The organism is Mobilicoccus sp., assembly GCF_032060985.1.
GTDB lineage: Bacteria > Actinomycetota > Actinomycetes > Actinomycetales > Dermatophilaceae > Mobilicoccus.
On record NZ_DAMBGD010000013.1, the window covers coordinates 1 to 25,024 of the forward strand.

The 25,024-nt window shown below is 71.5% G+C and carries 19 protein-coding genes; 5 read left to right on the forward strand and 14 right to left on the reverse strand.

The features are described from left to right. Window positions 1-438: 438 nt before the first annotated feature. Both RT054_RS10860 and RT054_RS10865 read right to left on the reverse strand, forming a co-directional pair. Complete coding sequence (locus tag RT054_RS10860) at window positions 439-1,365, reverse strand: SDR family oxidoreductase (protein WP_313023578.1); 927 nt, start codon at window positions 1,363-1,365, stop codon at window positions 439-441. A 150-nt stretch (window positions 1,366-1,515) separates the two neighbouring features. Then, window positions 1,516-2,451 (reverse strand): DMT family transporter, encoded by a 936-nt coding sequence (locus RT054_RS10865; protein ID WP_313023579.1) that lies wholly within the window; start codon window positions 2,449-2,451, stop codon window positions 1,516-1,518. Window positions 2,452-2,701: 250 nt separating this feature from the next. On the opposite strand from RT054_RS10865, the gene RT054_RS10870 reads away from it, so the two are divergent. Next, complete coding sequence (locus RT054_RS10870; RefSeq protein ID WP_313023580.1) at window positions 2,702-4,366, forward strand: DASS family sodium-coupled anion symporter; 1,665 nt, start codon at window positions 2,702-2,704, stop codon at window positions 4,364-4,366. Between the two features lie 8 nt (window positions 4,367-4,374). Here the strand turns inward: RT054_RS10870 and RT054_RS10875 are convergent, their stop codons facing one another. From RT054_RS10875 to RT054_RS10910, 8 genes are all read right to left on the reverse strand, one after another. Continuing rightward, complete coding sequence (locus tag RT054_RS10875) at window positions 4,375-5,049, reverse strand: sirohydrochlorin chelatase (protein WP_313023581.1); 675 nt, start codon at window positions 5,047-5,049, stop codon at window positions 4,375-4,377. After that, a complete protein-coding gene (locus RT054_RS10880; protein WP_313023582.1) occupies window positions 5,046-6,161 on the reverse strand; it encodes a uroporphyrinogen-III synthase in 1,116 nt (371 codons plus the stop codon). The genes RT054_RS10875 and RT054_RS10880 overlap by 4 nt, the downstream gene beginning before the upstream one ends. Beyond that, window positions 6,154-7,353, reverse strand: coding sequence for a uroporphyrinogen-III C-methyltransferase (cobA, locus tag RT054_RS10885; RefSeq protein WP_313023583.1), 1,200 nt, complete (start codon window positions 7,351-7,353; stop codon window positions 6,154-6,156). Before cobA ends, RT054_RS10880 begins: the two co-directional genes overlap by 8 nt. Further along, a complete protein-coding gene (nirD, locus tag RT054_RS10890; RefSeq protein WP_313023584.1) occupies window positions 7,350-7,739 on the reverse strand; it encodes a nitrite reductase small subunit NirD in 390 nt (129 codons plus the stop codon). Before nirD ends, cobA begins: the two co-directional genes overlap by 4 nt. Further along, complete coding sequence (nirB, locus tag RT054_RS10895; RefSeq protein ID WP_313023585.1) at window positions 7,736-10,342, reverse strand: nitrite reductase large subunit NirB; 2,607 nt, start codon at window positions 10,340-10,342, stop codon at window positions 7,736-7,738. Before nirB ends, nirD begins: the two co-directional genes overlap by 4 nt. Before the next feature lie 190 nt (window positions 10,343-10,532). Continuing rightward, window positions 10,533-12,077: an FAD-dependent oxidoreductase gene (locus RT054_RS10900; RefSeq protein ID WP_313023586.1), complete on the reverse strand. Its 1,545-nt coding sequence runs from the start codon at window positions 12,075-12,077 to the stop codon at window positions 10,533-10,535. Further along, window positions 12,074-14,188, reverse strand: coding sequence for a molybdopterin oxidoreductase family protein (locus RT054_RS10905; RefSeq protein WP_313023587.1), 2,115 nt, complete (start codon window positions 14,186-14,188; stop codon window positions 12,074-12,076). Before RT054_RS10905 ends, RT054_RS10900 begins: the two co-directional genes overlap by 4 nt. Further along, window positions 14,188-15,588, reverse strand: a complete 1,401-nt coding sequence (locus tag RT054_RS10910; RefSeq protein WP_313023588.1) for an MFS transporter — start codon at window positions 15,586-15,588, stop codon at window positions 14,188-14,190. The genes RT054_RS10905 and RT054_RS10910 overlap by 1 nt, the downstream gene beginning before the upstream one ends. A gap of 315 nt (window positions 15,589-15,903) precedes the next feature. Here RT054_RS10910 and RT054_RS10915 point away from each other — a divergent pair, with 315 nt between their 5' ends. Next, window positions 15,904-17,649 (forward strand): DNA polymerase, encoded by a 1,746-nt coding sequence (locus tag RT054_RS10915; protein ID WP_313023590.1) that lies wholly within the window; start codon window positions 15,904-15,906, stop codon window positions 17,647-17,649. A gap of 18 nt (window positions 17,650-17,667) precedes the next feature. Here RT054_RS10915 and RT054_RS10920 read toward each other — a convergent pair whose 3' ends face one another. Next, complete coding sequence (locus tag RT054_RS10920) at window positions 17,668-18,252, reverse strand: hypothetical protein (protein WP_313023592.1); 585 nt, start codon at window positions 18,250-18,252, stop codon at window positions 17,668-17,670. After that, window positions 18,213-19,313, reverse strand: coding sequence for a PLP-dependent cysteine synthase family protein (locus RT054_RS10925; protein WP_313023593.1), 1,101 nt, complete (start codon window positions 19,311-19,313; stop codon window positions 18,213-18,215). The genes RT054_RS10920 and RT054_RS10925 overlap by 40 nt, the downstream gene beginning before the upstream one ends. Before the next feature lie 207 nt (window positions 19,314-19,520). On the opposite strand from RT054_RS10925, the gene RT054_RS10930 reads away from it, so the two are divergent. Further along, window positions 19,521-20,336 carry an MOSC N-terminal beta barrel domain-containing protein gene (locus RT054_RS10930; protein WP_313023594.1) on the forward strand — a complete coding sequence of 272 codons (816 nt, stop codon included), beginning with the start codon at window positions 19,521-19,523 and terminating at the stop codon, window positions 20,334-20,336. An 88-nt stretch (window positions 20,337-20,424) separates the two neighbouring features. Here RT054_RS10930 and RT054_RS10935 read toward each other — a convergent pair whose 3' ends face one another. Continuing rightward, on the reverse strand, window positions 20,425-22,683 hold the full coding sequence (locus RT054_RS10935) for an MMPL family transporter (protein WP_313023595.1): 2,259 nt from the start codon (window positions 22,681-22,683) through the stop codon (window positions 20,425-20,427). Between the two features lie 147 nt (window positions 22,684-22,830). Between RT054_RS10935 and RT054_RS10940 the strand changes: the two genes are divergently transcribed. After that, window positions 22,831-23,301, forward strand: coding sequence for a hypothetical protein (locus RT054_RS10940; RefSeq protein ID WP_313023596.1), 471 nt, complete (start codon window positions 22,831-22,833; stop codon window positions 23,299-23,301). Between the two features lie 72 nt (window positions 23,302-23,373). On the opposite strand, the gene RT054_RS10945 is transcribed toward RT054_RS10940, so the two are convergent. Then, window positions 23,374-24,474, reverse strand: a complete 1,101-nt coding sequence (locus RT054_RS10945; protein ID WP_313023597.1) for an ArsO family NAD(P)H-dependent flavin-containing monooxygenase — start codon at window positions 24,472-24,474, stop codon at window positions 23,374-23,376. Window positions 24,475-24,723: 249 nt separating this feature from the next. Here RT054_RS10945 and RT054_RS10950 point away from each other — a divergent pair. Continuing rightward, on the forward strand, window positions 24,724-25,024 hold a 301-nt coding region (locus RT054_RS10950), incomplete at its 3' end, for a hypothetical protein (RefSeq protein WP_313023598.1).

The following is a 25,024-nucleotide window of genomic DNA, read 5'->3' on the forward strand; positions in this document are numbered from 1 at the left end:
AGCACCGCACCCAGGCGCCCCAGACCCAGCAGCGCGACGGCTGAGTCCAGCGACATCTCCGGGGGTGTGAGGTGGCCCGTCATGCTCTCATTTTACTCGTACATAAGTATGTATAAAAGGCCGAGAGCAGCCCTGTGGATGACGGGTTCGTTCCGCACCGCGCCGTGGTGAACGTCTCGACCGCCTCGTCGCCGAGCGCTGCGGTCGTGCCCGGCCGAAGGTCCGCGTCGGGGGTCCGGCCGGGAGGCGGCGCTGTGACGGACGGGGCCGGTGACGGGTTCCGGACGTCCGCCCGGCGGACACCCCCGAGAAGTCGATCCGCCGACGAACGACGGGGCCCGCCCACGCGCCTGCGTGGACGGGCCCCGTCGTGAGACGTCAGGCGTCGCTGCCGCGGTGGTCGGGGCGGCGACCCGGCGACGTCACGGTGTCGCGGCATCACGGGCTGACCATGCCGCCATTGACGTTGAGGGTCTCGCCGACGACGTAGCTGCTCTCGGGGGAGGCGAGGAACACGTAGGCCGGGGCGAGCTCGGTCGGCTGACCGGCGCGTCCGAGCGGGGTGGCCTTGCCGAACTCCGGCAGGTCGTCGGGCAACTGGCCACCGGCGGGCTGCAGCGGCGTCCAGATCGGCCCGGGGGCGACCGCGTTGACGCGGATGCCCTTGGGGGCGAGCTGCTGGGAGAGGCCCTTGGTGAAGTTGTTGATGGCGGCCTTGGTGGAGGCGTAGTCGACGAGGGTCTCGGAGGGCTCGTAGGCCTGGATCGAGGTCGTGTTGATGATCGTCGAACCCGGCTCGAGATGCGGCAGGGCGGCCTTGACCAGGCGGAACATCGCGAGGATGTTGACGTCGTAGGTCGCCTCGAGCTGCTCGTCGGTGATGTTCTCGATGCCCTCGACGGCGACCTGCTTGCCGCCGTTGTTGACGAGGATGTCGAGCCCGCCGAGCGTCTCGACGGCCTTGGCGACGAGGTCCTTGCAGAACTTCTTGTCGCGCAGGTCGCCGGGGATCGTCTCGACGGTGCGGCCCTCGGCCTCGATGATGCGGGCGACGTTCTTCGCGTCCTCCTCCTCCTGCTCGAGGTAGGTGAGGACGACGTCCGCGCCCTCGCGGGCGAAGGCGATGGCCGTGGCCGCGCCGATGCCGGAGTCACCACCGGTGATGAGCGCCTTACGGCCCTCGAGGCGGCCGGTGCCGCGGTAAGAGTGCTCCCCGAGGTCGGCCTTCGGGGCCATCTCGGCGTCGAGGCCGGTGCCGGGGAGGGCCTCGGCGGGAGGGGTGATCGAGGGGTACCGGGAGACCGGGTCCTGAAGCGTGAGCTGATCTGTCGTCGTGGTGTCGGTGTCGTGGGAGGCGTCAACCATGACGGGTCAGTACCCGATCGGGGACGGCCGCACACTGTGCCGATTCGCACCGGGTGAGCGGGAATACGCAGCGGTGAGGCGGGAGCTGGGCGCGGTTCGTCCACGGGGCGGTCGTGTGGGTCGAGCTCCGGCGGCCGCGGGCGTGCCGACTCAGGACACCGGCGCGGGGATGCGGGGCCGACGGCCGGCGAGGATGATCCCGGCGCCGATGACCGCCCCGGCAAGGAGGTGGTAGGGGCGCAGGGCCTCGCCGAGGACGACGAAGGCGAGGACGGCGCCGAAGACCGGCATGAGGTGGATGTACTGGCCCGCGCGGGCTCCGCCGAGGAGCTGCACGCCTCGGTTCCAGCAGAAGTAGGACAGGATCGACGGCACCAGGGCGACGTAGAGCACCGCGGCGACCGTCCCCGGTGTGGGCGGCATCCGCGCCCCCAGGAGGAACTCGCCGAGCGCGAACGGCGCGAGGAACGCCAGCCCGACGCCGAAGGTCGCCAGCAACAGCGAGATCGGGTGGACCGGCGGAGCGAGCCGCAGCACGGCCGTGTACAGGGCGTAGCTGATGACGGCCGCGAGGATCCACAGGGCCCCGAGGCCGGTGGCCGGCCCCGAACGGGTGGGCACCATCTGCCCGCCCGTGACGACGATCCAGACGCCGAGCAGGGACAACGTCAACCCCGCCACCTGCGTGAGCCCGGGACGCTCGCGGAACAGCACCGCCGCGAAGACGAGGATGAACACCGGCACCACCGATTGCAGCAGCACCCCGGTCACCACCGGCGTCGTCCCCAACCCGATGTAGACGAAGGTGTTGAACACGGTGATGCCCGAGACCGCGAGCACTCCGATGAGCGGAGCCTGCGCACGCAGCAGGGGAAGGTCGGTCCGCAACCGCCGCCACCCGAACGGAAGCAGGACGACGACGGCGACCAGCCACCGGCAGAAGGCCAAGGCCACCGGCGGCACGGTGGCGCCCACCATGCGGCCGACGACGAAGTTGCCCGACCAGCCCAGCACCGCCACGCACAACAACAGCGACGGCGCCGACCACAGGGCGGCGCCCAGGCCGCGACGGTTCTCCGGTGCCACGTTCTCTCCCAACTCTCGCGGTCGGCAGTGAGCGTAACGGCTCGGCGTGCGTGCGCGGACGGCGTGGTCGGAGGGGGCGGCGCGGGTCGTCGGTGATCGAGCACCCGAGGAGAGACGGCGGATTCGGCTCAGACGGCCGGCAGGCAACTCAGCCCGTTCTGTCCGGATTCCCCCGATCGGTGATCGCTGATCGGCGATCCCCTGCGGTGATTCCATTAGGTTGGCTCTCACCGACGAACGGGAGATTGCCATGTCGCACCCCATGCCGGGAGATCATCTGCGCGGGCTGGAGGCCGACCCCCACCGCGGAGAAGAGATCGATTTCAAGTCCCCTGGTGAACGCGCCGAGGGGGATCCACCTCGCACGCATGCCTTGCGGCTCGGTGGATTCCTGCTCGGTGTGCTGGCCGCCGGGGTCGTCTATCTGATCCTGCCGGAGGATCTCGGCCACGACGGGCGCCTGACCGCGGCCACGGCGGTCCTCATGGGTATCTGGTGGATGAGCGAGGCGATCCCCATTCCCGGGACGGCATTGTTGCCGCTCATCATCTTCCCGATCTTCGGCTCCGACACGTCGGTCAATGATGTCGGCTCCTCCTACGGCAACAACATCATCTTCCTGTTCATGGGCGGCTTCATGTTGGCCCTCGCGATGCAGCGCTGGAACCTGCACCGCCGCATCGCCCTGCTCACCGTCAAGGTGATGGGGACCTCGGCCAACCGGATCGTCGCCGGATTCATGCTGGCCACCGCGTTCCTGTCGATGTGGGTCTCGAACACGGCGACCGCCGTCATGATGCTTCCGATCGGTGTCTCGGTGCTGCTCCTCGTGTCCAATGCGCGCCGCGAGCAGCGTGAGAGCGAGGGCGGGCGCGACGGCGTGGCGGGTGGGGAGTCCTCCGACGCGCTCGACGAGGTCGTCGACCCCACGAACGTCGACCTGGAGAGCACGGAGGTCAAGGACGCGGTCATCAAGTCCGACTTCGGCACGGCGCTCATGCTCGGCATCGCGTACGCGGCCTCGCTCGGCTCCCTGGGGACGATCATCGGGACCCCGCCGAACACCCTGCTCGTCGGATACATGCACGACGCGTTCGGGGTGAACATCGGTTTCGGGCAGTGGATGCTCGTGGGCGTGCCGCTGTCGGCCGCCTTCCTCGTCGTCACGTGGTTCCTGCTCACCCAGGTGCTGTTCCGCCCCGAGGTCAAGGAACTGCCCGGTGGCCGAGAACTCCTCCAGTCCGAGCTGCACAAGCTCGGCCCGATGTCGGCCGGTGAGATGCGTGTGCTCGCGATCTTCGTCCTGGCCGCCGTGAGCTGGGTCGCCGTTCCGCTGGTCTTCGACCCGGCGCCGATCAGCGACGCCGGGATCGCCGTCGTCGTGGCCGTCCTGCTGTTCCTCATCCCGGGCGGGTCGGCCCGCGGTGTGCGCCTCCTCGACTGGGACTCCGCCGTCGCCCTGCCCTGGGGTGTGCTGCTCCTCTTCGGCGGTGGCCTCGCCCTGTCGGCGCAGTTCACCTCCTCCGGGCTGACGGAGTGGATCGGCGAGCAGGTCGGCGCCCTCGGCGCGCTCCCGGTCATCGTCCTCATCGCGCTCGTCGCGGCCGGCACCCTCTTCCTCACCGAGCTGACGAGCAACACCGCCACCGCCGCGACGTTCCTGCCGGTCGCCGGGGGCGTCGCCATGGGCCTCGGCATCGACCCCATGCTCCTCGCCGTCCCGGTCGCGCTCAGCGCGACCTGCGCGTTCATGCTCCCCGTCGCCACGCCGCCGAACGCGATCGCCTTCGGCTCGGGGTACGTGACGGTCGGGCAGATGGTCAAGGGCGGCGTCATCCTCAACCTCATCGGGATCGTGCTCGTCACGCTGACGACGACGACCCTGCTCGTCTGGGCGTTCGGGGTCTCGCTGTAGCGTCGCCGTCAGCGCGACTCCGGGCGCTGACCCGCGTAGCCGGCCGCAAGGAGCTGAGCCAGTCGGGGGTCGTCGCCGAGCGGTGCGCTGACGGCGTGGGCGCCGGCGCGCTGGAGCTTTCGTTGGAAGAAGCCGGGGCCGACGAGGTAGGTCGCGATCGCTGCGTCGGGCATCTCGGCGAGGACCTCGGGCACGGTCGGTGCCATCGCCGACAGGTACCCGACGCGCACCGGGCCGTCCCACCGGTCGGCAAGCATTCGTCGGGTCTTCTCGGCGTCCTGCGCAGCGGCTGCCCTGCTCGAGCCGGCGACACCGACGACCACCGGCCGTTCCGGCGCCACTCCGGCCTCGAGCAACCTGTCGTGCAGCACATCGACGAGGAGGGGATGCGGGCCCAGTTGACCGCGGGCGATGACGTGCGGGTGGGGCTCGACGGCCTTCCTGACGTCAACCGCGACGTGGTAGCCGTAGGACAGCAACAGAGGGACGACGACCACCGAGTGGTGCCGCCCCGCCGCCTCCTCCACCGCCGTCGGCAGCGTGGGCTCCTGCACGTCGACGTACGCCGCGCGCACGTCCACCCCGGGGAGCAGGTCGGCGACCTGCGCCGTGAGGGAGGCGACGACGGCCTGCCCCGCCGCGTCGTCGGTGCCGTGCGCGCAGATCAGCAGTCCGCGGCTCATGCCGTCACCGCGAGGCGATACCCACGCTTGACGACAGTGCTGATGAGGTCGCGGGAGGGAACGGCGTCCCGCAGCCGGGCCACCGCGACCTCCGCCGCATGAGTGTCGGTGGCGCCTGGCAGGAGCTGGAGAATCTCTTCGCGCGTCACCACCGCCCCCCGGGCCTGGACGAGGAGTCGGAGCACCGTCAGCGCGGCCGGCGAGAGGACCAGGGGATGGCCGTCGAGCAGGGCGGCGTTGCGGAGCACCCGCAGCTCCCCGGCGCTCGTCGACACCGCCGGGGCGCGACGCTCGGCCAGCTCCGTGACGAGGGCACGCACGAGCGCGCCGAGCCGAAATCGGTCGGGCACCAACGGATCGACACCCCTTGCCTGCAGGGGCCCCGCAGTGAGGGGACCGACGGTGGCGGCGAGCACCCCCTGGGGGTCGCTCATCGCGGCCACACACTCCTTCTCGAGGCCGATCTCCTCCGCCGCACGCAGGAACGCCACGGCGCCGGGAGCAGACGTGAACACGACGGCGTCGCAGTCGAGTCGCGCCACCACCCGAACGGCCCGTGCCACCACCTCCGCATCCGGTGCCGGTCCCCAGCGATAGGTGACGAGTGACGCGACGTCCGCGCCCGCGCCCTCGAATGCCTCGTCGAGCCCGTCCGCGCCGGATCCGTGATGTTGGACCGCGATCCGCACTCCGGCGACTCCCTCGGTGAGGAGGAAGTCCCGCAGCTCGGCGCTCGTCTCGGACTCCGCGACCCAGTCGGGGGTGAATCCTGCGGCCTGGATGGCACCGCGGGCCTTCGGTCCCCGCGCGACGATCCGAGCGCTCTGGAGCATGCGGGCCATCGGCTCGGCGAGACCGACCGCGTCGACCGCCTCGATCCACCCCGTGAAGCCGACACCGGTGGTCACGACGACGACCTGGGGCGGTCGGTCGATGAGTTCCCGCGTGACCGCCATCAAGGCGGTGTCGTCGACGTGCGGGACCATGCTCAAGGAGGGGGCGTGATCGACGCGGGCGCCGCGGCGTTCGAGGGCCGCCCCGAGTTCGGTACTGCGTCGCTGGGACGTGAGCACGATGCGCGTGCCGGCGAGCTGCGTGTTCACCTCAGGCATCGTACGGGAGGGCCTCGACGACCTTGCCGACGACGATGACGGCCGGATTGCCGACACCGGCCGCGACGATCCGGGCGGCGATGTCGGCGAGGTTGCCGCGCACGACACGCTGGTCGGGGCTGTACGCACGGTGGATCACGGCCACGGGCGTCTGCGCGCCCTTGCCGGCCTGCACGAGGGAGGCGGCGATCTCGGCCAGTCGGCCCATGCCCATGAGGATGACGATGGTGTGCGGCCACCGCGTCAACAGGTCGGGGGAGAGGTCATCGTGTCCGGAGATCGTGAGGACACCGGTGGCGACGCCACGGTAGGTCACCGGAACCAACCCGGCGAGCGGGGCGGCGAAGGCCGAGGAGACGCCGGGCACCACGTCCACCGGGACGCCCGCCTCGCGGCACGCCGCCCACTCCTCACCGCCACGACCCAACACGAACGGATCGCCGCCCTTGAGCCGGACGACGTACTGACCGCGACGAGCGCGATCGACGAGGAGCCCGTCGATCTCGTGCTGCGGGACCGGGTGGTGATACGGCGTCTTGCCGACGTCGACGATCTCGACGCCATCGCCGAGCCCATGAAGGAGGCCGGTGGGGGCAAGGCGATCCACGACCACCACGTCTGCCCGTGCGAGTTCGCGGAGTCCCCGGACCGTGATGAGGTCATCGGCCCCGGGGCCGCCCCCCACGAGCACCACCCGGCCACGAGGTGTCGTCGGTGCCGCCACCTGCGCCGGGTCTGCCACCGCCACCGACTCCCCGGCCGTGGTCGATTCCTCGTTCACCGTCGGGTCGCCGCAGGGGGACCGTGTCGTGGTCTCGTCGAGCGGGAAGGCATCGAGTCCCTCGCACCAGACCCGGGACTCCCTCGCCCACCGTGCGACGCGATGCTCGTCGTCCTCATCGGCGCCGCCTCCGCGGCCGGAGCCATCGCCGACGCCGGTGCCGGCGTGCTCGTCGGTGCACAGGCACACGAGCCAGGACGAGGCGACGTCGGTGGGCGTGGGGGGTGTGCGCGACCACCCCAGGCGTCCCTCGGCGTGGGCCTCCCGCAGGTCGGTGCCCAGAACCTCGGCATGGACGACGGCGTCGGCGCCGTCCTCGATGAGCTCGGACACGCGTCGCGCAGCGCGCACACCGCCCCCGAGCACGAGAACCCGTCGTCCCCGCAGGTCGAGCGTGAGGGTCGTGCTCACGCGGCGCCCTGCTGCGCGAACTCGTTCGGGGCGTCACGCAGCGTGCCCCTGGTCTGGTCGCCGAGCGCGACGACGCCGTCCATCACCCGCACCGGCCAGACCGGGAGGCTTACGTCTGGGTCGACGAGGCAGCGGCCGGTCGCGAGGTCGAAGGCCTGTTTGTACATCGGTGAGGAGAGGGTGCGGCGCTCGTCTCCGTCGACGACGGTGGAGCCGACGATGCCCCGGGCCATGACGGGCGCGGCGCTGAAGGGGTCGAGGTTGCCGACGGCGTAGACCTCCTCGCCGCGCACGCGCACGAGGGCGACCTGCACGCCGTCGACGCGCGCGACGACCGCTCGACCGACCGGCAGCCGGTCGAGGGGGACGACGGGGTTCCAGTTCATGAGCGCACCTCCAGCGTGGTCCCGGCGACGAGTACGGGACGCCGAGCGGCGTCGACGATCTCGACCCGGGGGTCGTTCCGGTCCTCGGGGGTCGCCGGCCGGCGCTGACCCCGTTCGACGACGTACCGCAGTCCGTCGTCGTGTCCGTCGTCGTTGACGAACGCCGCGAAGCGAGACAGCTTCTCCGGGTCCTCGAGCACGTCGCGCCACTCGTCCGAGTAGGTGGCGACGTGTCGTGCCATCGCCGCGTCGAGGTCGTCGGCGACGCCGAGGCTGTCGTCAATGACGACGGCGCGTACGTGCGCGAGACCGCCGTCGACCTCCTCCAGCCAGGCGGCGGTGCGCTGCAACCGATCGGCGGTGCGGATGTAGTACATGAAGAACCGGTCGATGGTCCTCACGAGCGCGTCGTCGTCGAGGTCCTCCGCAAGGAGCTGCGCATGACGGGGGGTGAACCCGCCGTTGCCACCCACGTAGACGTTCCAGCCGTGATCGGTCGCGATGACGCCGACGTCCTTGCCCCGCGCCTCCGCGCACTCGCGGGCGCACCCGGAGACTCCGACCTTGAGCTTGTGCGGGGCGCGGAGCCCGCGATAGCGCAGCTCGAGACGGATGGCCATGGCGACCGAGTCCTGGACGCCGTATCGGCACCACGTCTGCCCGACGCACGACTTCACGGCACGGAGGGACTTGCCGTAGGCGTGTCCGGATTCGAAACCGGCGTCCACGAGACGTGCCCAGATGGCGGGGAGCTGGTCCACGCGGGCCCCGAACAGGTCGATGCGTTGGGCGCCGGTGATCTTCGTGTAGAGGTCGAAGTCCCGCGCCACCTCCCCGATGACGACGAGCCCCTCGGGGGTGATCTCTCCCGCCGGGATGCGGGGGACCACGGAGTACGTGCCGTCCTTCTGCAGGTTGGCGAGCATGTGGTCGTTGGTGTCCTGAAGGGTGCCCTGCTCACCGTCGAGCACGTGCCCGTGGCCGAGGCTGGCGAGAATCGAGGCGATGGTGGGCTTGCAGATGTGGCAGCCGTGCCCGGTGCCGTGACGTTCGATGATCGCCGTGAAGGTGGTGAGTCCGGTGACCTTGACGGCGTTGAACAGCTCGGCCCGGCTCAGGGGAATGTGTTCGCATAGGGCCGTGCTCACGCTCACCCCGGCGCGGGTCAGCTCGGTGTCGACGAGCTTCTTGACGAGAGGCAGACAGGACCCGCAGCTCGTGCCTGCGAGGGTGCATCCTTTGACGTCTGCGAGCGAGCAACAGCCCCCGTCGGTGACGGCCTCACGAATCTGACCTGCGCTGACGTTGTTGCAGGAGCAGGCGGTCGCCTCGTCGGGAAGCTCGAGGCCGGCCGCGGCGCCGGCGGTCTCCGGAGCGATGAACACCGAGGGGTCGACGCCGAGCGGGCGCCCGAGCATCGGGCGCAGGGAGGCGTACGCCGAGGCGTCGCCGACGAGGATCCCACCGAGCAGGGTGGAGGCGTCATCGGACATGACGAGCTTCTTGTAGACACCGCTCACCGCGTCGCTGTAGGCGACCTCGAGGCTCCCCGGTGTGGTGCCGAACGCGTCACCGAACGACGCGACGTCGACGCCGAGCAGTTTGAGCTTGGTCGAGCAGTCCGCACCCGGGAAGGCCGCCTCCCCGCCGAGCAACCGGTCCACGACGACCTCGGCCATCGTGTAGCCGGGGGCGACGAGCCCCCAGGTGGCGCCGCCGAGGCAGGCGACCTCGCCGATCGCACTGATCCGCGGATCCGGCGTCCGGCACGCCTCGTCGACGAGGACCCCGCCCCGTGGACCCACCGGGAGATCTGAGGTGCGGGCGAGTTCGTCCCGGGGCCGGACTCCGGTGGCGAAGACGACGACCTCGGTGGCGATCCGTTCACCGTCGGCGAACGCCATGCTCTGCACGCGGCCCGTCTGCTCGTCGTCCACGCTCGCGGTGGCGGTGCCGACCCTCACCTCGACACCGAGGTCCTCGATCATGCGCGTGAGCTGGGCAGCGCCGCCCTCATCGACCTGGAGTGGCATGAGCCGCGGGGCGAACTCGACGACGGTGGGCCGCGCGCCGAGGGCGCGGAGGGCGCCGGCAGCCTCCAGCCCCAACAGCCCTCCACCGACGACGGCGCCCCGGACGGGTGTCTCCGGGTGCGCGGCGCGCCTCTGCTCGACGTACTTCTCCAGGGCGATCACGTCGTCGACCGTGCGATAGACGAAGCAGCCCGGCAGGTCGTGACCCGGAACCGGCGGGACGAAGGCGGAGGAACCGGTGGCGAGGACGAGGTGGTCGTAGTGCAGATCATCCCCATCACTCAGGCTCACGGTCCGAGAGCTGCGATCGAGGCCGACGGCGGTCACGCCCCGCCGCAGGTCGACGAGCGGATCGTGCCAGAGGCTGTCCTCTCCGAGGATGAGGTCGTCCGGCGACCGGCCCGCGAAGAACGAGGTCAGGGCCACGCGGTCGTAGGGGAGCCGGCCCTCCTCGGCGATGACCGTGATCCGGTGTGCGCCTGCGGCATCGCGGGAGCGGAGGGCCTCGACGAACCGGTGTCCGACCATGCCCCCACCGATGACGACGACGTGGGTGTCGGGTTCGCTCATGACGTACTCCTCTGATCGATGCCGGTCGGGTGGTGGGGGACGTCTGGGCCTCGGCGCCACCCCGTCAGCAGGGGAGGGCTGGGGGTGAGGCGTGAAGTGGCGTTCTCCCCCCTCGCCGTGCGTGCGTCGACCCTAGCCAGGCCGTGTTTCACGGATGACTCCTCTATGTGTCGGGGGTGAAACACCTTTCTCACGGCACCTTGAGGACGTCGTGAGATCGGCCGGCCCCTGACACCGAAGGACCATCGACGGGGGCCACCGCCCGTGGGGTCTCCGGTGGCCGCGGGGGAGCTGACTCCTCCATCGATGCCAGGAGTTCGCAGACGGTCGCGGCGCAGCCACCACACCCCGTCGTCGCCCGCGTCGCCTCGGCCACCTCGGGGACGCTGCGGCAACCCTCGGCGTGCGCGTCGAGGATCGCCTGCTTCGAGACGTCGTTGCAGCGACAGACGGTCGCCGACGCCGGCATCGACGCTGGGTGGGGGGCCGGGGCGTGCGTGGACGGGAGGCCGTCGAGGAGGAGGAAGGCCGGATCGACGGGGACGGGGGTTCCTCGCTCGAAGGCCGTCACGAGAGTCGTCGCGATGGGCGCGGCACCGACACAGATCGCGCCGGTCACCCGGCCTCCGTCCGTCGCCACCGTGATCGCCCGCCCGGCGTCGGGGTCGTGCAGCCGGAGGACGCGATGGGTCGGGTCGAGGCGGCCGATCGTCACGGCACTCAGCCCGACGGCCTTGAGCGCGATGACGTCGGTGACACCCGGCGCCGACTGCGTCGGCCGACCGCTCAGCTGGGCTGCCAGCCGTCGCGCTTGATCCCACCCGGGAGCGAGCAGGCCCGTCCACGACCCCGCCTCCTGAGCGCAATCGCCGATCGCCGCGATGTGAGGGTCGTCCGGTGAGCGAAGGTCACCTCCGACGAGGATGCCGTGGTCCACCGTGAGGCCGGCCGCCCCCGCTAAGGCGGTTCGCGGGATGACACCCGCGCTGACGACGACGACGTCGGCGGGCACGACCCGACCGTCGTCCAGTTCCAGGCCGCTCACCGCACCTGCGCTCTCATGCACGGTCGTCACCTGTGCACCGGTGACGACCGCGATGCCCAGGCGCGCCATCTCCAGCGCGAGAACCTCGGCGGAGGCCTCGTCCAGCTGCCGTTCCATGAGATGAGTGGCGCGGTGCACCACCGTCACGACGGCACCTCGAGCGCGAAGACCGCAGGCGAGTTCGATCCCGAGCAGCCCACCGCCCACGACGCAGACGCGGGCCGTCGAGGCGGTGGCGGCGAGCAACTCACGGCAGTCATCGAGTGTGCGGAGCGATCGCAGACCGCGAGCCGTACTCGGTGGCAGGGGAAGACGCGGCTCTGCGCCGGTCGCCAGCACGAGGGTGTCGTAGGCATGTTGCCCCTCCCGCGAGTCGACGACGAGACGCGCCACGGGGTCGATGTGGACGACCTCGGCCCCGCGTGTCACCCCCACCCAGGCCGGGGGCTGGGGGAGGCGCAGCCCGTCGAGCGTCGCTCGTCCCGCGATGACCTCGGAGAGGAGGAGTCGGTTGTACGGCTCGTGCGGCTCCTCACCGATGACCTGGACGTCGAAACCCTCGGCGGCGTGAGGTGAGTGCCGGTGCAGCTCGTCGATGAACCTCGCGGCGACCATGCCGTTCCCCACGACGACGACACGGTGTCGGCGCCCGCGTGTGTGCCTGGTCTGTCGGTGCGTGTCGAGTCTCATCGGGGTACCTCCGCGCGGGGGTCGGCGGCGCGCACGTCGACGGCGCACACCTTGAACTCGGGCATCCCGCTGATCGGGTCGACCGCGGGGTTGGTGAGGTCGTTGACGACGGCGCCACCGTCGTGGTGGTGGAACGGGGTGAACACGCAACCCGGGTCGACCGCCGTCGTCACGAGCGCAGGCAGGGTCAGCGTGCCGCGCGCGCCGGTGATGACGACGTCGGCGCCGTCCTCGACCCCGAGTCGCTGGGCGGTGAGCGGGTGCACTTCGGCGTAGGCGTGTTCACCCCTGCGGCCGAGCTGGGGGATCCGGGAGGTCTGAGCACCGGACTGGTACTGGCGCAGCACGCGACCGGTGAGCAGGTAGATCGGTGCGTCGGGTCGCAGGTCGTCCACGACACCGGCGATCGTCGGGGTGACCGCGCGTGCGCGGCCGTCGGGGGTGGCGAACGCGGTCTCGAAGAGCCGGGGGGTGCCCTCCCTCTCATCGGGGCAGGGCCAGTGAAGGGCCTCGTCCCGCCGGAGCCGCTCGTGGGTGACACCGCCGTAGTCGGCGAGACCGCCGGCGCTGGCCCGGGCCAGCTCGTCCATCGCCGCCTCGGCCGTGCGCTCGAATCGTGTGGCACACCCGAGGAGGATGGCGAGGTCCGCCCAGATGTCGAGCTCGTCGCGGACCTGGCCGGGCGCCGTCACCGCCGCCCGGCGGAGCAGGATCCGACCCTCGAGGGAGGTCATCGTCCCGTCCTCCTCGGCCCATTGCGGAACAGGCAGGACGACGTCGGCGAGGGCGGTCGTCGCCGAGGGGACGAAGTCCGCGACGACGAGCAGGTCCAGGGAGGTCAGGCGTTCACGCAATCGGGAGGCGTCCGGCGCCGACACCGCCGGGTTGGCGCCGTGGACGAAGAGCACCGACGCGCCGTCCTCGCTTCCCAGTCGTCCGAGCATGTCGACGGCGGGCAGGCCGGGGCCGGGGAGGTCGTCGACGTCGACGCCCCACACCGACGCCACGTGTGCCCGCGCACGCGGGTCGGTGATCGCGCGGTAGCCCGGGAGTTGGTCGCACTTCTGGCCGTGCTCGCGACCTCCCTGCCCGTTGCCCTGCCCCGTGAGGCATCCGTAGCCGCTGCCCGGCCGACCCGGCAGCCCGAGAGCCAGGGCGAGGTTGATCGCGGCGGTGACGGTGTCCGTGCCGTGCGCGTGCTGCTCGGCACCGCGACCGGTGAGGACGTAGGCACCGCGCCCGCCCGCCGCCGGTGAGGCGGCGATGAGGATCGCTGCCGCTTCGCGGATCTGTTCCGGCGGGACTCCGGTCGTTCCGGACACCCGCTCGGGCCACCACTCCGCGGCCTGACGAGCGACGCCCTCCCACCCGCTCACCCGTTCGGTCAGGTAGACCTCGTCGACCCCGGCGCCTCCGATCACGGCGTGGAGAAGACCCAGGAGCAGCACGAGATCGGTCCCCGGCTGAGGCCGCAGGTGCAGGCCGCCTCCCTCGTCGGTGAGCATCGCCGTCGCCGATCGGCGGGGGTCGACGACCACGAGGCCGCTGCGGCGGCGGACCTCGGCCAGGTGCGGGACGAACAGTGGCATCGTCTCGGCGAGGTTGCTGCCGAGCAGGAGCACGGCGTCGGCCCCGTCGACGTCCGCCAGCGGGAAGGGAAGGCCCCGGTCGAGACCGAACGCCCGGTTGCCCGCGGCGGCTGCGGAGGCCATGCAGAACCGGCCGTTGTAGTCGATCATCGCCGTACCGAGCGCCACTCTCGCGAACTTGCCCAGCGTGTAGGCCTTCTCGTTCGTGAGCCCACCCCCGCCGAACACCGCCACCGCGTCCTTGCCTCGCCGCGCCTGCGCTGTGCGGACACCCTCGACGATGACCCGGTACGCCTCCTCCCAGGTGGCCGCCCGGTGCTCCCCCTTGCGGTCGCGCACGAGCGGCGTCGTGAGCCGGTCGGGGGTGGACAGCAGCTCGGCGCTGGTCCAGCCCTTCTGGCAGAGGCCTCCCCGGTTGGTCGGGAAGTCACGGGCGGTGACCTCGACCCTCCCCCCAGGGCCGCGGGTCAGGGTCATCGCGCACTGCAACGCGCAGTACGGGCAGTGCGTGTCGACGGCCATCAGATTTTGTGGTCCCTGAGCACCGCGCCGCGTCGTCCGTAGACGACCCAGGTGGTGACGGCCATGACGCCGTAGACCGCGATGATCGCCCAGAGCGCCGGCACGATCGTTCCGTGCGGGTGTGCCGCGCTGACGCTGTGCGCCTTGGCGAGGGAGAACGACTGCGGAACGAGGAACCCGCCGTAGGCGCCGATGGCACCGACGATGCCGATGGCACCCGCCGCGAGCCGCTTGGTCGCATCCCGTCCGGCCGTCGACCGATCCTCTGCGGTGGCCTCGAAGACCGCGGGGATCATCCGGTAGATCGAACCGTTGCCGACGCCGGTGAACACGAACAGCCAGAGGAAGCTGCCCATGAAGACAAGGAAGTCGTGCGCCTGAAGGGCATGAATCGCACCGGCCGCGCCGAGTGCCATCGCGAGGAACGAGCCGAGCGTCACCGCCGCGCCGCCGACCGCGTCCGCGACCCAGCCGCCCACCGGCCGGGCGAGCGAACCCACCAGGGCACCGAGGAACGCGAGCGAAAGGCCGTGCTCGGGGAAGGCGTCGTGCATGAGCTTGGGGAAGACGCCCGCGAACCCGATGAACGATCCGAAGGTGCCGATGTACAGAAAGGCGAGCAACCAGGTCTGCCGCATGCGGAGTGCCCGGGCGAACGACCTCTTGTCGGTGGCAGCCGAACACAGGTTGTCCATGAGGAGCCAGGCCAGCAACGCTGCGAGAAGGCAGACCGGGACGAACATCCACCCGGCCATCGGCAGGTCGGGGTCGGCGGCGGTCGCTGCGCCCCACACGACGACGACGGGAACGAGGAACTGGACGATGGCGGTGCCGAGGTTGCCGCCCGCCGCGTTGAAGCCCAGAGCCCTGCCGCGCTCGGCGGCGGGGAAGAAGAAGGAGATGTTCGCCATCGAGGAGGCGAAGTTGCCGCCGCCGAAGCCTGCAGTGGCTGCCACGAGGAGCAACACCGGGAAACCGGCCTGCGCCTGTAGCGCGAGTGCGAGGCCCACGGTCGGGATGAGCAGCAGGAGCGCCGAGATGACCGTCCAATTGCGACCACCGAAGTGCGGAACCGCGAACGTGTAGGGGATACGCAGAGTCGCGCCCACGAGGACGGGCACGGAGATCAACCAGAACTGCTGCGTCTCCGTCAACGCGGCGTCGCCGGTGTACCCGAACGCCGCGAGCTGCGGGACCACGATGCCCCACAGGGCGAAGACGCCGAAGCCCAACAGCTCGGCGAAGATCGACAGCACCAGGTTGCGCCGAGCCGTGGATCGCCCGACCTCGGCCCACTGGCGTGGATCCTCGGGGTTCCACGCGTCGATCCACCGTCCCGGCCGGTGCGAGAGGGGGGGCGCCTGGCCCGGGACCGGTACCTCGTGCGTCGTGGTGGTCATGAACCCTCCAGCGGTGCAGGCCCACCCCTGTGGTGAGCGCGTGCTGGAAAGGTAGGAAATGCGTGTTATGCGGACGTCGCGTCGGTGTCACACGCACGTCACCGACTTCTCACGTGGGGATTGAGCGATGGTGAGAACTCCACGCTTCGAGCGTGTGACCTGGTCGATCTCTCCGTGCGACCATGTGCCGGAGCGACCGTGACGGCGGCTGTGAGGTAGGCCACTCCATGTCGTGACGCCGTCGTCGGCAGAGGGAGCCAGCAGACGGGGCCCGAGGCCGGACCGCTGTTTTCTCCGCGGGCTAGGGTGACGGCCATGTCGGCGAACGATGGCGCCCCTCGTGCGGAGTGGGTGGGGCTCGTCGTCGGACCGTCCGCCGTGGAGGCGTGGGGTGCGCCCTCGGTGCGGCGGGTGGCGTTCGTCGGCGCCGGGATCCGTGAGGTCGTCTCCCTCACCGACGCCCCGGGTCTCGCGGCGCGCATCGACGCCGACGCCGACCGGCCGCGCTGGGTGTGGTGGGCGGCCGCGGGCGCGGGACGGATGCTCGTCGAAGGCGGGGTGCGCCCCGCGCGCGTGTGGGACGTCGCCGAGGCCCACCGCCTTCTCGTCGGGGGGATGGACGCCGATCGCGACCTCGCCTGGGCCACGGCCCACGGTCTCGATCCCGCCGGCCGTCCCGCCGCCCATCGCGGCGACCTCCTCGACCTCGCCGGCCCCGGGGACGACGGGGACGACGGGGACGACGACTCGCCGGTCCGCCCCGACGGCTATCTGCGTGCCGACGCCGTTGCGGGGCAGTGGGCCGTCACCGACGACCGTCTCCTCGCGTGGGCGGAGGCCCTGCTCACCTGCGCGGAGGCTCAGCGTCGGGCGGCCGAGAGGGTCTCGGCCCGCCTCGTGCGCACCGTGCCCGCCGAGTCCGCGGCGGCGTTGCTCTGCGAGGAACTCTGCCACGACGGGCTGCCCGTCGACCGGGACGCCCTGTTGTCGATCGTCGGTCCGATGAGCGGGCCACCCGCCGAGCGCGACGCGGAGGTGCTCCGCCTCGTCCCGGGCCAGGGACACGTCGACCTGCGCAATCCCGCCTCCGTCCGCGCGATGCTCGTCGCCGTCGGGATCGACGTCCCCTCGACCCGCAAGCACGTCCTCGAGGACTACGTCGGCGTCCACCCCGTCGTCCCCGCGTTGTTGCGGTGGCGAGCCGAGGAACGGATCGCCACCACCTACGGCCTCGCGTGGATCGCCGAGCACGTCGGCGCCGACGACCGCCTCCGCGGCGAGTGGCGTGCCTGCGACGGCGGCGCCGGACGCATGACCGCCGCGAGCGGCCTGCACAACCTGCCCGCGGTCCTCCGCCCTGCCGTCGACGCCGGCCCCGGGCACGTGTTCGTCCGCGCCGACCTCGGCCAGATCGAACCCCGGGTGCTCGCCGTCGTCTCCGGGGACGCCGCGTTCGTCGAGGCCACTCGCGCCGACGACCTCTACGCCCCGGTCGCGAGTCGGCTGCGCGTCGACCGGGCGCACGCGAAGGTCGCCGTCCTCTCGGCGATGTACGGAGGTCGCGCCGGGTCGGCGTCGGCCGCGCTCGCGGGGTTGCAGCGGGAGTACCCCGTGGCGATCGCGCACCTCGAACGGGCCTACGAGGCGGGGGTACGGGGCGAACCGGTCCGCACCTTCGGGGGGCGCCTCATCCCCACCGCGCGGATGCTCGGCCCCAACCGACGTCCCGGTGAGAATCCCGAACTCGACTCGGCGCGAGGGCGATTCGCGCGCAACGCGATCATCCAGGGCGCGGCGGCGGAGTTCTTCAAGGCGTGGGCGGCGACCGTCCGGGCCACGACGCGCGACCTCGGCGCGCGGATCGTCCTCTGTCTCCACGACGAGCTGCTCGTCCACACCCCCCGCGCCCACGCCGAGGAGGTCGCCGCCCGCGTCGACCGTGCTCTGCTCGATGCGGGCCGTCGCTGGACGGGCGGCAGCCCCGTCCGCTTCGTCAGCGACACCCAGGTGGTCACCCGGTGGTCGGAGGCCAAGGACGTCCCACCTGGGACGGGAGGGTAGCGCTCGGACCGGACGCCATCACCTCCGGTCCGAGCGCTCACCTCCGATCCGAGCGCGGGCGTCGCACACGGAGATCAGCAGTCGGGTCGAGGCGATCTCGTCCTCGTCGGCGTCCCGGCGCAGGTTCAGCGCCGCACGGGCGTCGGCGAGAGCACCGCAGAGGTCGCCAGCGTCGAGGCGGCACTTGGCCCGGTGCTGCAGCACCGAGGCGTGCAGGCGAGGGTGATCGAGGTGCTCGACGTCGGCGAGAGCGGCCTCGAACGTCGCCAGCGCCTCGTCGAATCGGCCCTGCCACTGCTGTACGTGGGCCAGGCGGGCGAGTGCGGCGGCGCGACGCGCAGGGTCGCTCGAGTCGGGCAGGGTGGCGCGGCCACGCTGCTCCGCCTCGTCCAGACGCCCGAGCATGCGCAGGTAGGCGACCGTCGCGGGCAGCGTCGGATGGGCGTCGCAGAACTCGGCGAGACCGGCCGGGTCCGTGCACGAGTCGCGCAACGTCACCGGGTCGACGCGGAACGTGAGGCCGTCGGCGACGAACTCGACGGGCTCGGCCCCCGCCGCCTCGCTCATCGCCCCGGCAGGACGCGTTCCAGCTCCTGCGTCCACGACTCCAACGCCCACCCCTGCTCGGCGACCCAGGCGTCGTCGAAGTAGGTGTGGGTATAGCGGTCGCCGGAGTCGCACAGAAGGGTGACGATCGAGCCCGTCTCTCCTGCGGCGCGCATCTCCTCGACGATCTTGGCGACGCCGATGATGTTCGTCCCGGTCGACGCGCCGACCCGGCGACCGAGGCGGCGGGTGAGGAATCGGGCACCGGCCACCGACGCCTCGTCGGGCACCTGGATCATCCGGTCGACCGTCTGGCCGACGAAGCTGGCCTCGACGCGGGGTCGACCGATGCCCTCGATGCGGGAGCTGCCGCAGCAGGTGTGGTCGGGGTCGCCCGTGACCCATCCGTCGAAGAACGCGGAGTTCTCCACGTCGACGACGCACATCCGCGTGGGAAGACGGTGGTAGCGAAGGTGCCGGCCGAGGGTCGCGCTCGTTCCTCCGGTGCCCGCGCCGACGACGATCCACGACGGCACCGGGTGCCCCTCCTCGGTGAGCTGGGTGAGGATCGATTCGGCGATGTTGTTGTTTCCCCGCCAGTCGGTCGCGCGCTCGGCGTAGGTGAACTGGTTGAGGAAGTTGCCGCCGGATTGCGCGGCGAGGCGCCGGGATTCGGCGCACATCTCCTCGGCGGAGGAGACGAAGTGGCAGCGCCCGCCCTGCGCCTCGATGAGCGCGATCTTCGCCTCGCTCGTCGAGGCCGGCATCACCGCGACGAACGGCAGATCGAGCATCCGCGCGAAGTGCGCCTCGCTCACCGCCGTCGACCCCGAGGAGGCCTCGACGACGAGGGTGTCGGGTCCGAGCCACCCGTTGACCAGCGCATACATGAACAGTGATCGCGCGAGGCGGTGCTTGAGGCTGCCGGTCGGGTGAGTCGATTCGTCCTTGAGGTACAGGTCGATGCCCCAGGACTCCGGCAACTCCAGTCGCCACAGGTGGGTGTCGGCAGATCGGCGCGCGTCGGCCTCGAGGCGGCGGATGCGTTCGGTGACCCACGACCGCTCCGACGGGTCGAACCGGTTGACGTCGTTCAACCCGGACAGTGCGCTCTGCATGAACTCCTCCTCGCTCGTCCCTCGATTCTCGGACACCACGGCGGTGCGGCGTGGAGGTTCCGGAGGATGTGAGGATGAGCCGTCACGGGCCGGGACCACGGCGCGCACCGCGTGTGGGCGACGGCGCGCTCGTCCCCCGACCACGGTGGACGAGGACACCGGGACGACACACGACGACGGGGAGTGGGGACGGGCATGGACGTGCGGGTGAGCGCGATCGGGATCCATCCGGTGAAGAGCACGCAGATCCGCCACGTCCGGCGGGCCGAGGTCACGCCCGCGGGGTTGCGCGGCGACCGCGAGTGGATGGTCGTCGATGTGAGTGGCGAGATGATCTCGGCCCGTCAGGAGCCGCGGCTGTTCACGATCCGCGCGAGCAACGCGGTGACCGGTGGCACCGACGCCGACCTCCGCCTCGACGCCCCGGGGCGGCCGCCGCTCGAACTCTCGACACCGACGAGTGGGGAGGTCGACGTGCGCCTGTTCCGGTCGACCCACCTCCGCGCGCGGCCGGCCGGTGACGAGGCCGACGGCTGGCTCGCGCAGCACCTCGGGCGAGACGACATCCGGCTCGTCTGGTGCCCGACACCGCAGCGCCGCGGCGCCGGTCAGGGTGACCTCGCGACCTTCCAGGACGGGTCGCCGGTGACGCTCCTCTCGATGGAGTCCGTGGCGCAGGTCGACACCTGGGCGACCGAGGCGGCACGCGAGCGGGGTGAGACGCCGACTCCGCTCGTCGCCGACCGATTTCGCCCCAGCCTCCTCGTCGACGGCGCCCCCGCCCCCTTCGCCGAGGACGACTGGCCGCGGGTGCGCATCGGCGACGTCGTCCTGCGCACGGACTCACCCGTCGCCCGCTGTGCCATGACGACCATCGACCCCGACGACCTCGCCCGCGGCAAGGAGCCCCTGCGCACGCTCGCGATCCACCGCCGCTGGGACGGCGCGACCTGGCTCGCCGTCAACCTCGTCCCCGAACGCGTCGGCACGGTCGAGGTCGGCGACGAGGTCGTCATCGGCTGAGGCACGGCCCGGACCACCGACGTCGTCGCGCTGTGTCGCCATGCCCGGCGCCGAGCGCCGGCACCGCCGGCGTCGAGGCGGACGACGGTCAGGAGGTCGGCGGGGCGACAGTCGCGGCGACCTCGTCGGCGTCCGCTGCGGGCGACCGGACGCGCAGGCTCGTGCGGGGCCAGGCGGATTTCTGCCCGACGAGCGTGAGCAACGCCGGGACCATGAACGTCCGCACGACGAACACGTCGAGAAGGACACCCACGCTCATCGCGAACGCGAGCTCGGAGAACGCCGTGAGGGGGATCGTCGCGAGCATCCCGAAGCTCACCGCGAGCGCGAGTCCCGCCGTCGTGATCGCCTTGGAGGACTCGGGCATGGCGAGCGCCATCGCCTCCTTGAGCGGTCGGTGACGCGCCTCCTCCCACGTGCGACCGACGCCGAAGATGTTGTAGTCCGAGCCGAGCGCGACGAGGAGCACGGCGGCGGCGAAGGGGACGTAGAACGTGATGCCGTCCTCGCCGAGGACCCCGGTGAACAGCCACGTCGTGAGTCCGAGGGCGGCGGCGACCGACAGGATGTTGCAGGCCAGCAGGTACAGCGGCGCGACGAGGGCGCGTAGGAAGACGATGAGGATCACGAGGTTGACGGCGATGCCCGCGACGGCGAGACGGCCGAGGTCGGCCTTCGTCTCGTCGATGATCGCGGCCGCGAGGGCCGTGTCCCCGCCGACACCGATCCGACTCGTCGCGAGTCCGGCGTCGGCGGCGAGCGCGGGCAGACCCTCCTGCAGCGCGCTGAGGGTCTCGATGGCCCGGCCGTCCAGGGGCGAATCATCGAGGACGACGAGCATGCGCGCGGCGTTCTCGTCGCGCGAGGTGAAGACGTGGGTGTCGAACTGCGGCATCGACAACGCCGGACCCACGACGCCCGCCACGCCCTCACGGGCCGCGACGGCGTCCTGGAACGCGATGAGGGAGTCGAGGTTGCCGCCGATTCCGGGGCCCTCGACGAGGATCGAGGTCGGTGAGGTGATGCCGGGGGAGAACCCGTCCGAGGCGGCGACCGCGGCCCGTTTGACGGTGTTGTCGTCGGGCAGGGAACTCGTGAAGCCCGCCTTGAGGACGAGTCCGCCGAGCGGCAGGGCCGCGAGGGCGAGGGCGATGGCGCTCACCGTCAGGGCGGCGATCGCCGGGCCGCGCCGCGACAGCACCTCGACGACGCGACCCATCCAGGGCGACGGCTCGGCCATCGAGGCGATGCCGGCGGTGCTGCGTGGGAAGAAGATCCGGGAGCCCAGGATCGCGACGATGGCGGGGACGAGCGTGATGGCGACGAGCAGGCCGACCCCGATCGTCACCGCCATCGCCGGGCCGAACATCCGGTAGAACACCGACTTCGCGACGACGAGGCTGAGCGTGCCCGCGGAGACCGTGACGCCCGCGGCGACGATGATCGGCGTGTACGTGGCGACGGCCGAGGTCACCGACTCGCGGCGGTCCCCGGTGCCGCGGCCCAGGGCGGTCGAGAGGCCGGTGACGTAGAAGATCGTGTAGTCGGTGACCACACCGAGGAGCAGGGCGACGAGCACCGGTTGTAGTTCGGCGGGGGCACTGAGGCCGAGCACGTCGGCGAGGGCGGTGACGAGCCACATCGTGACGATGACGGCCACCCCGGAGGCGCCGAGCGCGAGGAAGGGCACGACGACCGACCGGAACGCGAATCCGACGAGCACGAAGATCGCGATGAGCGTGAGGATCTCGAGCATGTGGATCTGCTCGCCGACGACGTAGGCCTGTTGGGCGCGTGCGGGTACCGACCCCGCGACCCCGATGACGTGGTCCTCCTCGCGTTCGAGGTAGGCGTGGGCGTACTGCCGCGAATGGGTGTGCTGATCGCCGAACGTCGTGCGGGGGTCCATGAACAGGTACGTGAGGACCGTCGTCCCCCGCTCGCGTTGACCCGCGCCGAACGTGACGGCGTTGGGCATCGGTAGGGCCCCGAGGAGCGGGGGCTCCGGATTCTCCCGTTGGTTGACGGCGATGGCGTCGAGCACGGATTCGAGTTGCACGTACGGGGAGAGGCCGTCGGGGTCGCGCTGGACGACGACGGTACGGCTGAACAGCGGGAACCCGAAGATCTCCATCTCGCGAAGCTCGGTCTGCACCGATTCGCCGTCCGGCGACATCAGTGATTCCGCCGCGTTCTCGCCGCCCCCGAGCGCCGGGGGCGGGAAGGCGAGGACGAGACCGCAGAGCACCACCCAGGTCGCGACGATGACCCACCGCAACCGGTAGGCCGCACGCGAGTACCAGGCCCAGACGCCCCCACGGGGCTGCGGTGGGGACGACGTGGTCATGCGGTGCCCTCACGATCCTTCGTGACGTCCGACCTGGTCGACGAGCGATTCCTCGTCCGATGCGAGGTTAGCGCCCCGCCGGGGGTCGGGGAGATGCGCCATCTCCTAAGGTGGAGAACGGGACGAATCGACATATGGGAGAAGACGATGGCCGACGACATCCGTGACGACCGCCCCTCCGGGTCGACCCCCGCCTCCGTGCGGGGGGAGGAACCCGGTTCCACCACGCCCTGGCCGCTCATCATCGCCGCGCTGCTCCTCGGTCTTCTGCTCGGTGCCGGGATCACCTGGGCCGCGACGCACGACGGCGGCGACGCCGGGGCCCCGCAGGCCGAGCCCACTGCGACCTCCACGACCGAGCCTCTACCGACGCCCTCGACCGTCACGCAGACGGTGAACCAGGTCGCCGTCCCGCAGAGCTGTCTGCAGATCGCCGAGGAGTCCCGCAAGCTCAACGACGCCCTCGCCAAGGGCGTCGTCGCCGCGCGTGACCTCGACGCCTCCGCGATGAGCGGCATCGTCCGCGACTTCGGCGCGCAGCAGGAGCGCATCCAGCAGCTCGCCGAGCAGTGCCGCACGAGCGCCGAGACCCCGCAGGTCGTCACCACCACGGGCTGAGGACCGGACCGCCCGCGGTGGGCGGGGGCACGCGCCCGCCCACCGCGGTGGTCCGTCCGTGGTCCCGGCGCGTCAGCGGTTCCGGGCGGTGACGCCGTCGCGCAGCGTGACGATGTCGTCGACGGCGGCGCGCGCCCACTGCCCCACGCCGATCAGGGTGGCGGACGCGGGTCCGGTCCAGTCGCCGTACCCGATCAGGTAGAGCCCCCGGATCCCTCGCGCGGTGGGTCCGTCCGTCGCGATGTGGCCGTTCTCGCGCGGCAGGTCGAGGCCGTCGAGGTGCCGCAGCGCGGGCCGGAAGCCGGTACACCACACGATGTCGTCGAGCTCCCGGCTCGTGCCGTCGTCCCACACCGCGCCGGAACGCGTGAGCCGGGTGGGCATGGGAGACCGCCGGAGCGCACCGGAGTCCCGCGCCTCCCGCACGGGCGGGACGACGACGATGTCGCCGAGTCCGCCCACCCCTCGAGCGCCCGCCTCGCCTCGCACCCGCGCCGACGCGACGCGGAACAGCTCGCGTCCGTCCACGTCGTCGGGCAGGAGTCGGGGCTCGTCGATCGTGCACCAGCACACCTCGCCCACCTCGGGATCCAACGACAGCTCGGCGGCGATCTGGGCTCCGGAGTTGGCGCCGCCGACGACCATGACCGCCCGGCCGGCGTGGTCGGCGGGGCGGACGTATCGGGAACTGTGGAGCTGGCGCCCGAGGAACGTCGCGCGGCCGTCGAACGCGGGGACGAAGGGCCGCGACCACGTGCCGGTCGCGCTCACCACGACCGGCGCCCGCCACGTGCGCGAGTCGCCGTCTCCGTCTCCGTCGCCGTCGTCGTCTCCGGCGTCGACCCCGGTGACGACGAACCCCTCGCCGCCCTCTCGCACCCCGGTGACGTGCACACTCCGCTCGACGGGGATGTCGTACCGCTCCTCGTACCGCTGCAGGTAGTCGATGACGTGGGCCGCATCGGGGTTGCCGTCCTCGGTCCTCGGCATCGGCCATCCCGGCAGTGAGGAGTACTCCGCCGGTGAGAACAGCCGGAGCGAGTCCCACGTGTGCCGCCACGCCCCGCCGGCCGACGGTGCCGCGTCGAGGACGACGTACGACAGCCCCGCGCGTCGCAGATAGAACGCGGCCGCGAGCCCTGCCTGACCACCACCGATGACGACGACGTCCATGCCCCATCCTGGCACCGTCGCCACGTCCGCGGGAGGCCCTCCGGGGACCGGGCGGCTTCTCGCCCCCTCCGACAGATGCGGGCAGGAGGTCGGTGACAGCGCCGTCGGCGACGGGCGGGCGGGTGCGACGGCGGGCTCGTCGGGAAGCCACGGCCACCCCCTACCGGGTTCATATCGTCCTGACAGGTTCCGGTCCGAGCGTGAAGTGACAGGCCGCCACGCGGCACACCGCACGACGGAAGGACCACCATGAACACCACGACGAAGCTCGTCACCGGCGCCGCCGCACTCGTGACAGCGGGCTCCCTCGCCTTCGCCGGAGCCTCCCTCGCCTCGGCGGACGACTCGACGCCGAGCCCGTCCTCGACGAGCAGCGGGCAGGACACCGACAGCGCGGGAGACGCGAACGGATCGACCGGCTCGGGGCAGGGCGACCGTGGCCCCGGGATGCGACACCGGCACACCGAGGTGACCGGTGAGGAGTTGAGCAAGGTCGAGGAGGCGGTGTCGAAGAAGGACTCGGCCGTGACGATCGAGAGGGTGATGAAGG

Excerpts from the sequence above, each read along its gene's own strand:
- RT054_RS10910 (WP_313023588.1), bottom strand. The coding sequence starts at position 15,588 with ATGACCACCACGACGCACGAGGTACCGGTCCCGGGCCAGGCGCCCCCC.
- RT054_RS10915 (WP_313023590.1), top strand. The coding sequence starts at position 15,904 with ATGTCGGCGAACGATGGCGCCCCTCGTGCGGAGTGGGTGGGGCTCGTC.
- nirB (WP_313023585.1), bottom strand. The coding sequence starts at position 10,342 with ATGAGCGAACCCGACACCCACGTCGTCGTCATCGGTGGGGGCATGGTC.
- RT054_RS10925 (WP_313023593.1), bottom strand. The coding sequence starts at position 19,313 with ATGCAGAGCGCACTGTCCGGGTTGAACGACGTCAACCGGTTCGACCCG.
- nirD (WP_313023584.1), bottom strand. The coding sequence starts at position 7,739 with ATGAACTGGAACCCCGTCGTCCCCCTCGACCGGCTGCCGGTCGGTCGA.
- RT054_RS10870 (WP_313023580.1), top strand. The coding sequence starts at position 2,702 with ATGTCGCACCCCATGCCGGGAGATCATCTGCGCGGGCTGGAGGCCGAC.
- RT054_RS10875 (WP_313023581.1), bottom strand. The coding sequence starts at position 5,049 with ATGAGCCGCGGACTGCTGATCTGCGCGCACGGCACCGACGACGCGGCG.
- RT054_RS10900 (WP_313023586.1), bottom strand. The coding sequence starts at position 12,077 with ATGAGACTCGACACGCACCGACAGACCAGGCACACACGCGGGCGCCGA.
- RT054_RS10940 (WP_313023596.1), top strand. The coding sequence starts at position 22,831 with ATGGCCGACGACATCCGTGACGACCGCCCCTCCGGGTCGACCCCCGCC.
- RT054_RS10860 (WP_313023578.1), bottom strand. The coding sequence starts at position 1,365 with ATGGTTGACGCCTCCCACGACACCGACACCACGACGACAGATCAGCTC.
- RT054_RS10905 (WP_313023587.1), bottom strand. The coding sequence starts at position 14,188 with ATGGCCGTCGACACGCACTGCCCGTACTGCGCGTTGCAGTGCGCGATG.
- RT054_RS10935 (WP_313023595.1), bottom strand. The coding sequence starts at position 22,683 with ATGACCACGTCGTCCCCACCGCAGCCCCGTGGGGGCGTCTGGGCCTGG.
- RT054_RS10880 (WP_313023582.1), bottom strand. The coding sequence starts at position 6,161 with ATGCCTGAGGTGAACACGCAGCTCGCCGGCACGCGCATCGTGCTCACG.
- RT054_RS10945 (WP_313023597.1), bottom strand. The coding sequence starts at position 24,474 with ATGGACGTCGTCGTCATCGGTGGTGGTCAGGCAGGGCTCGCGGCCGCG.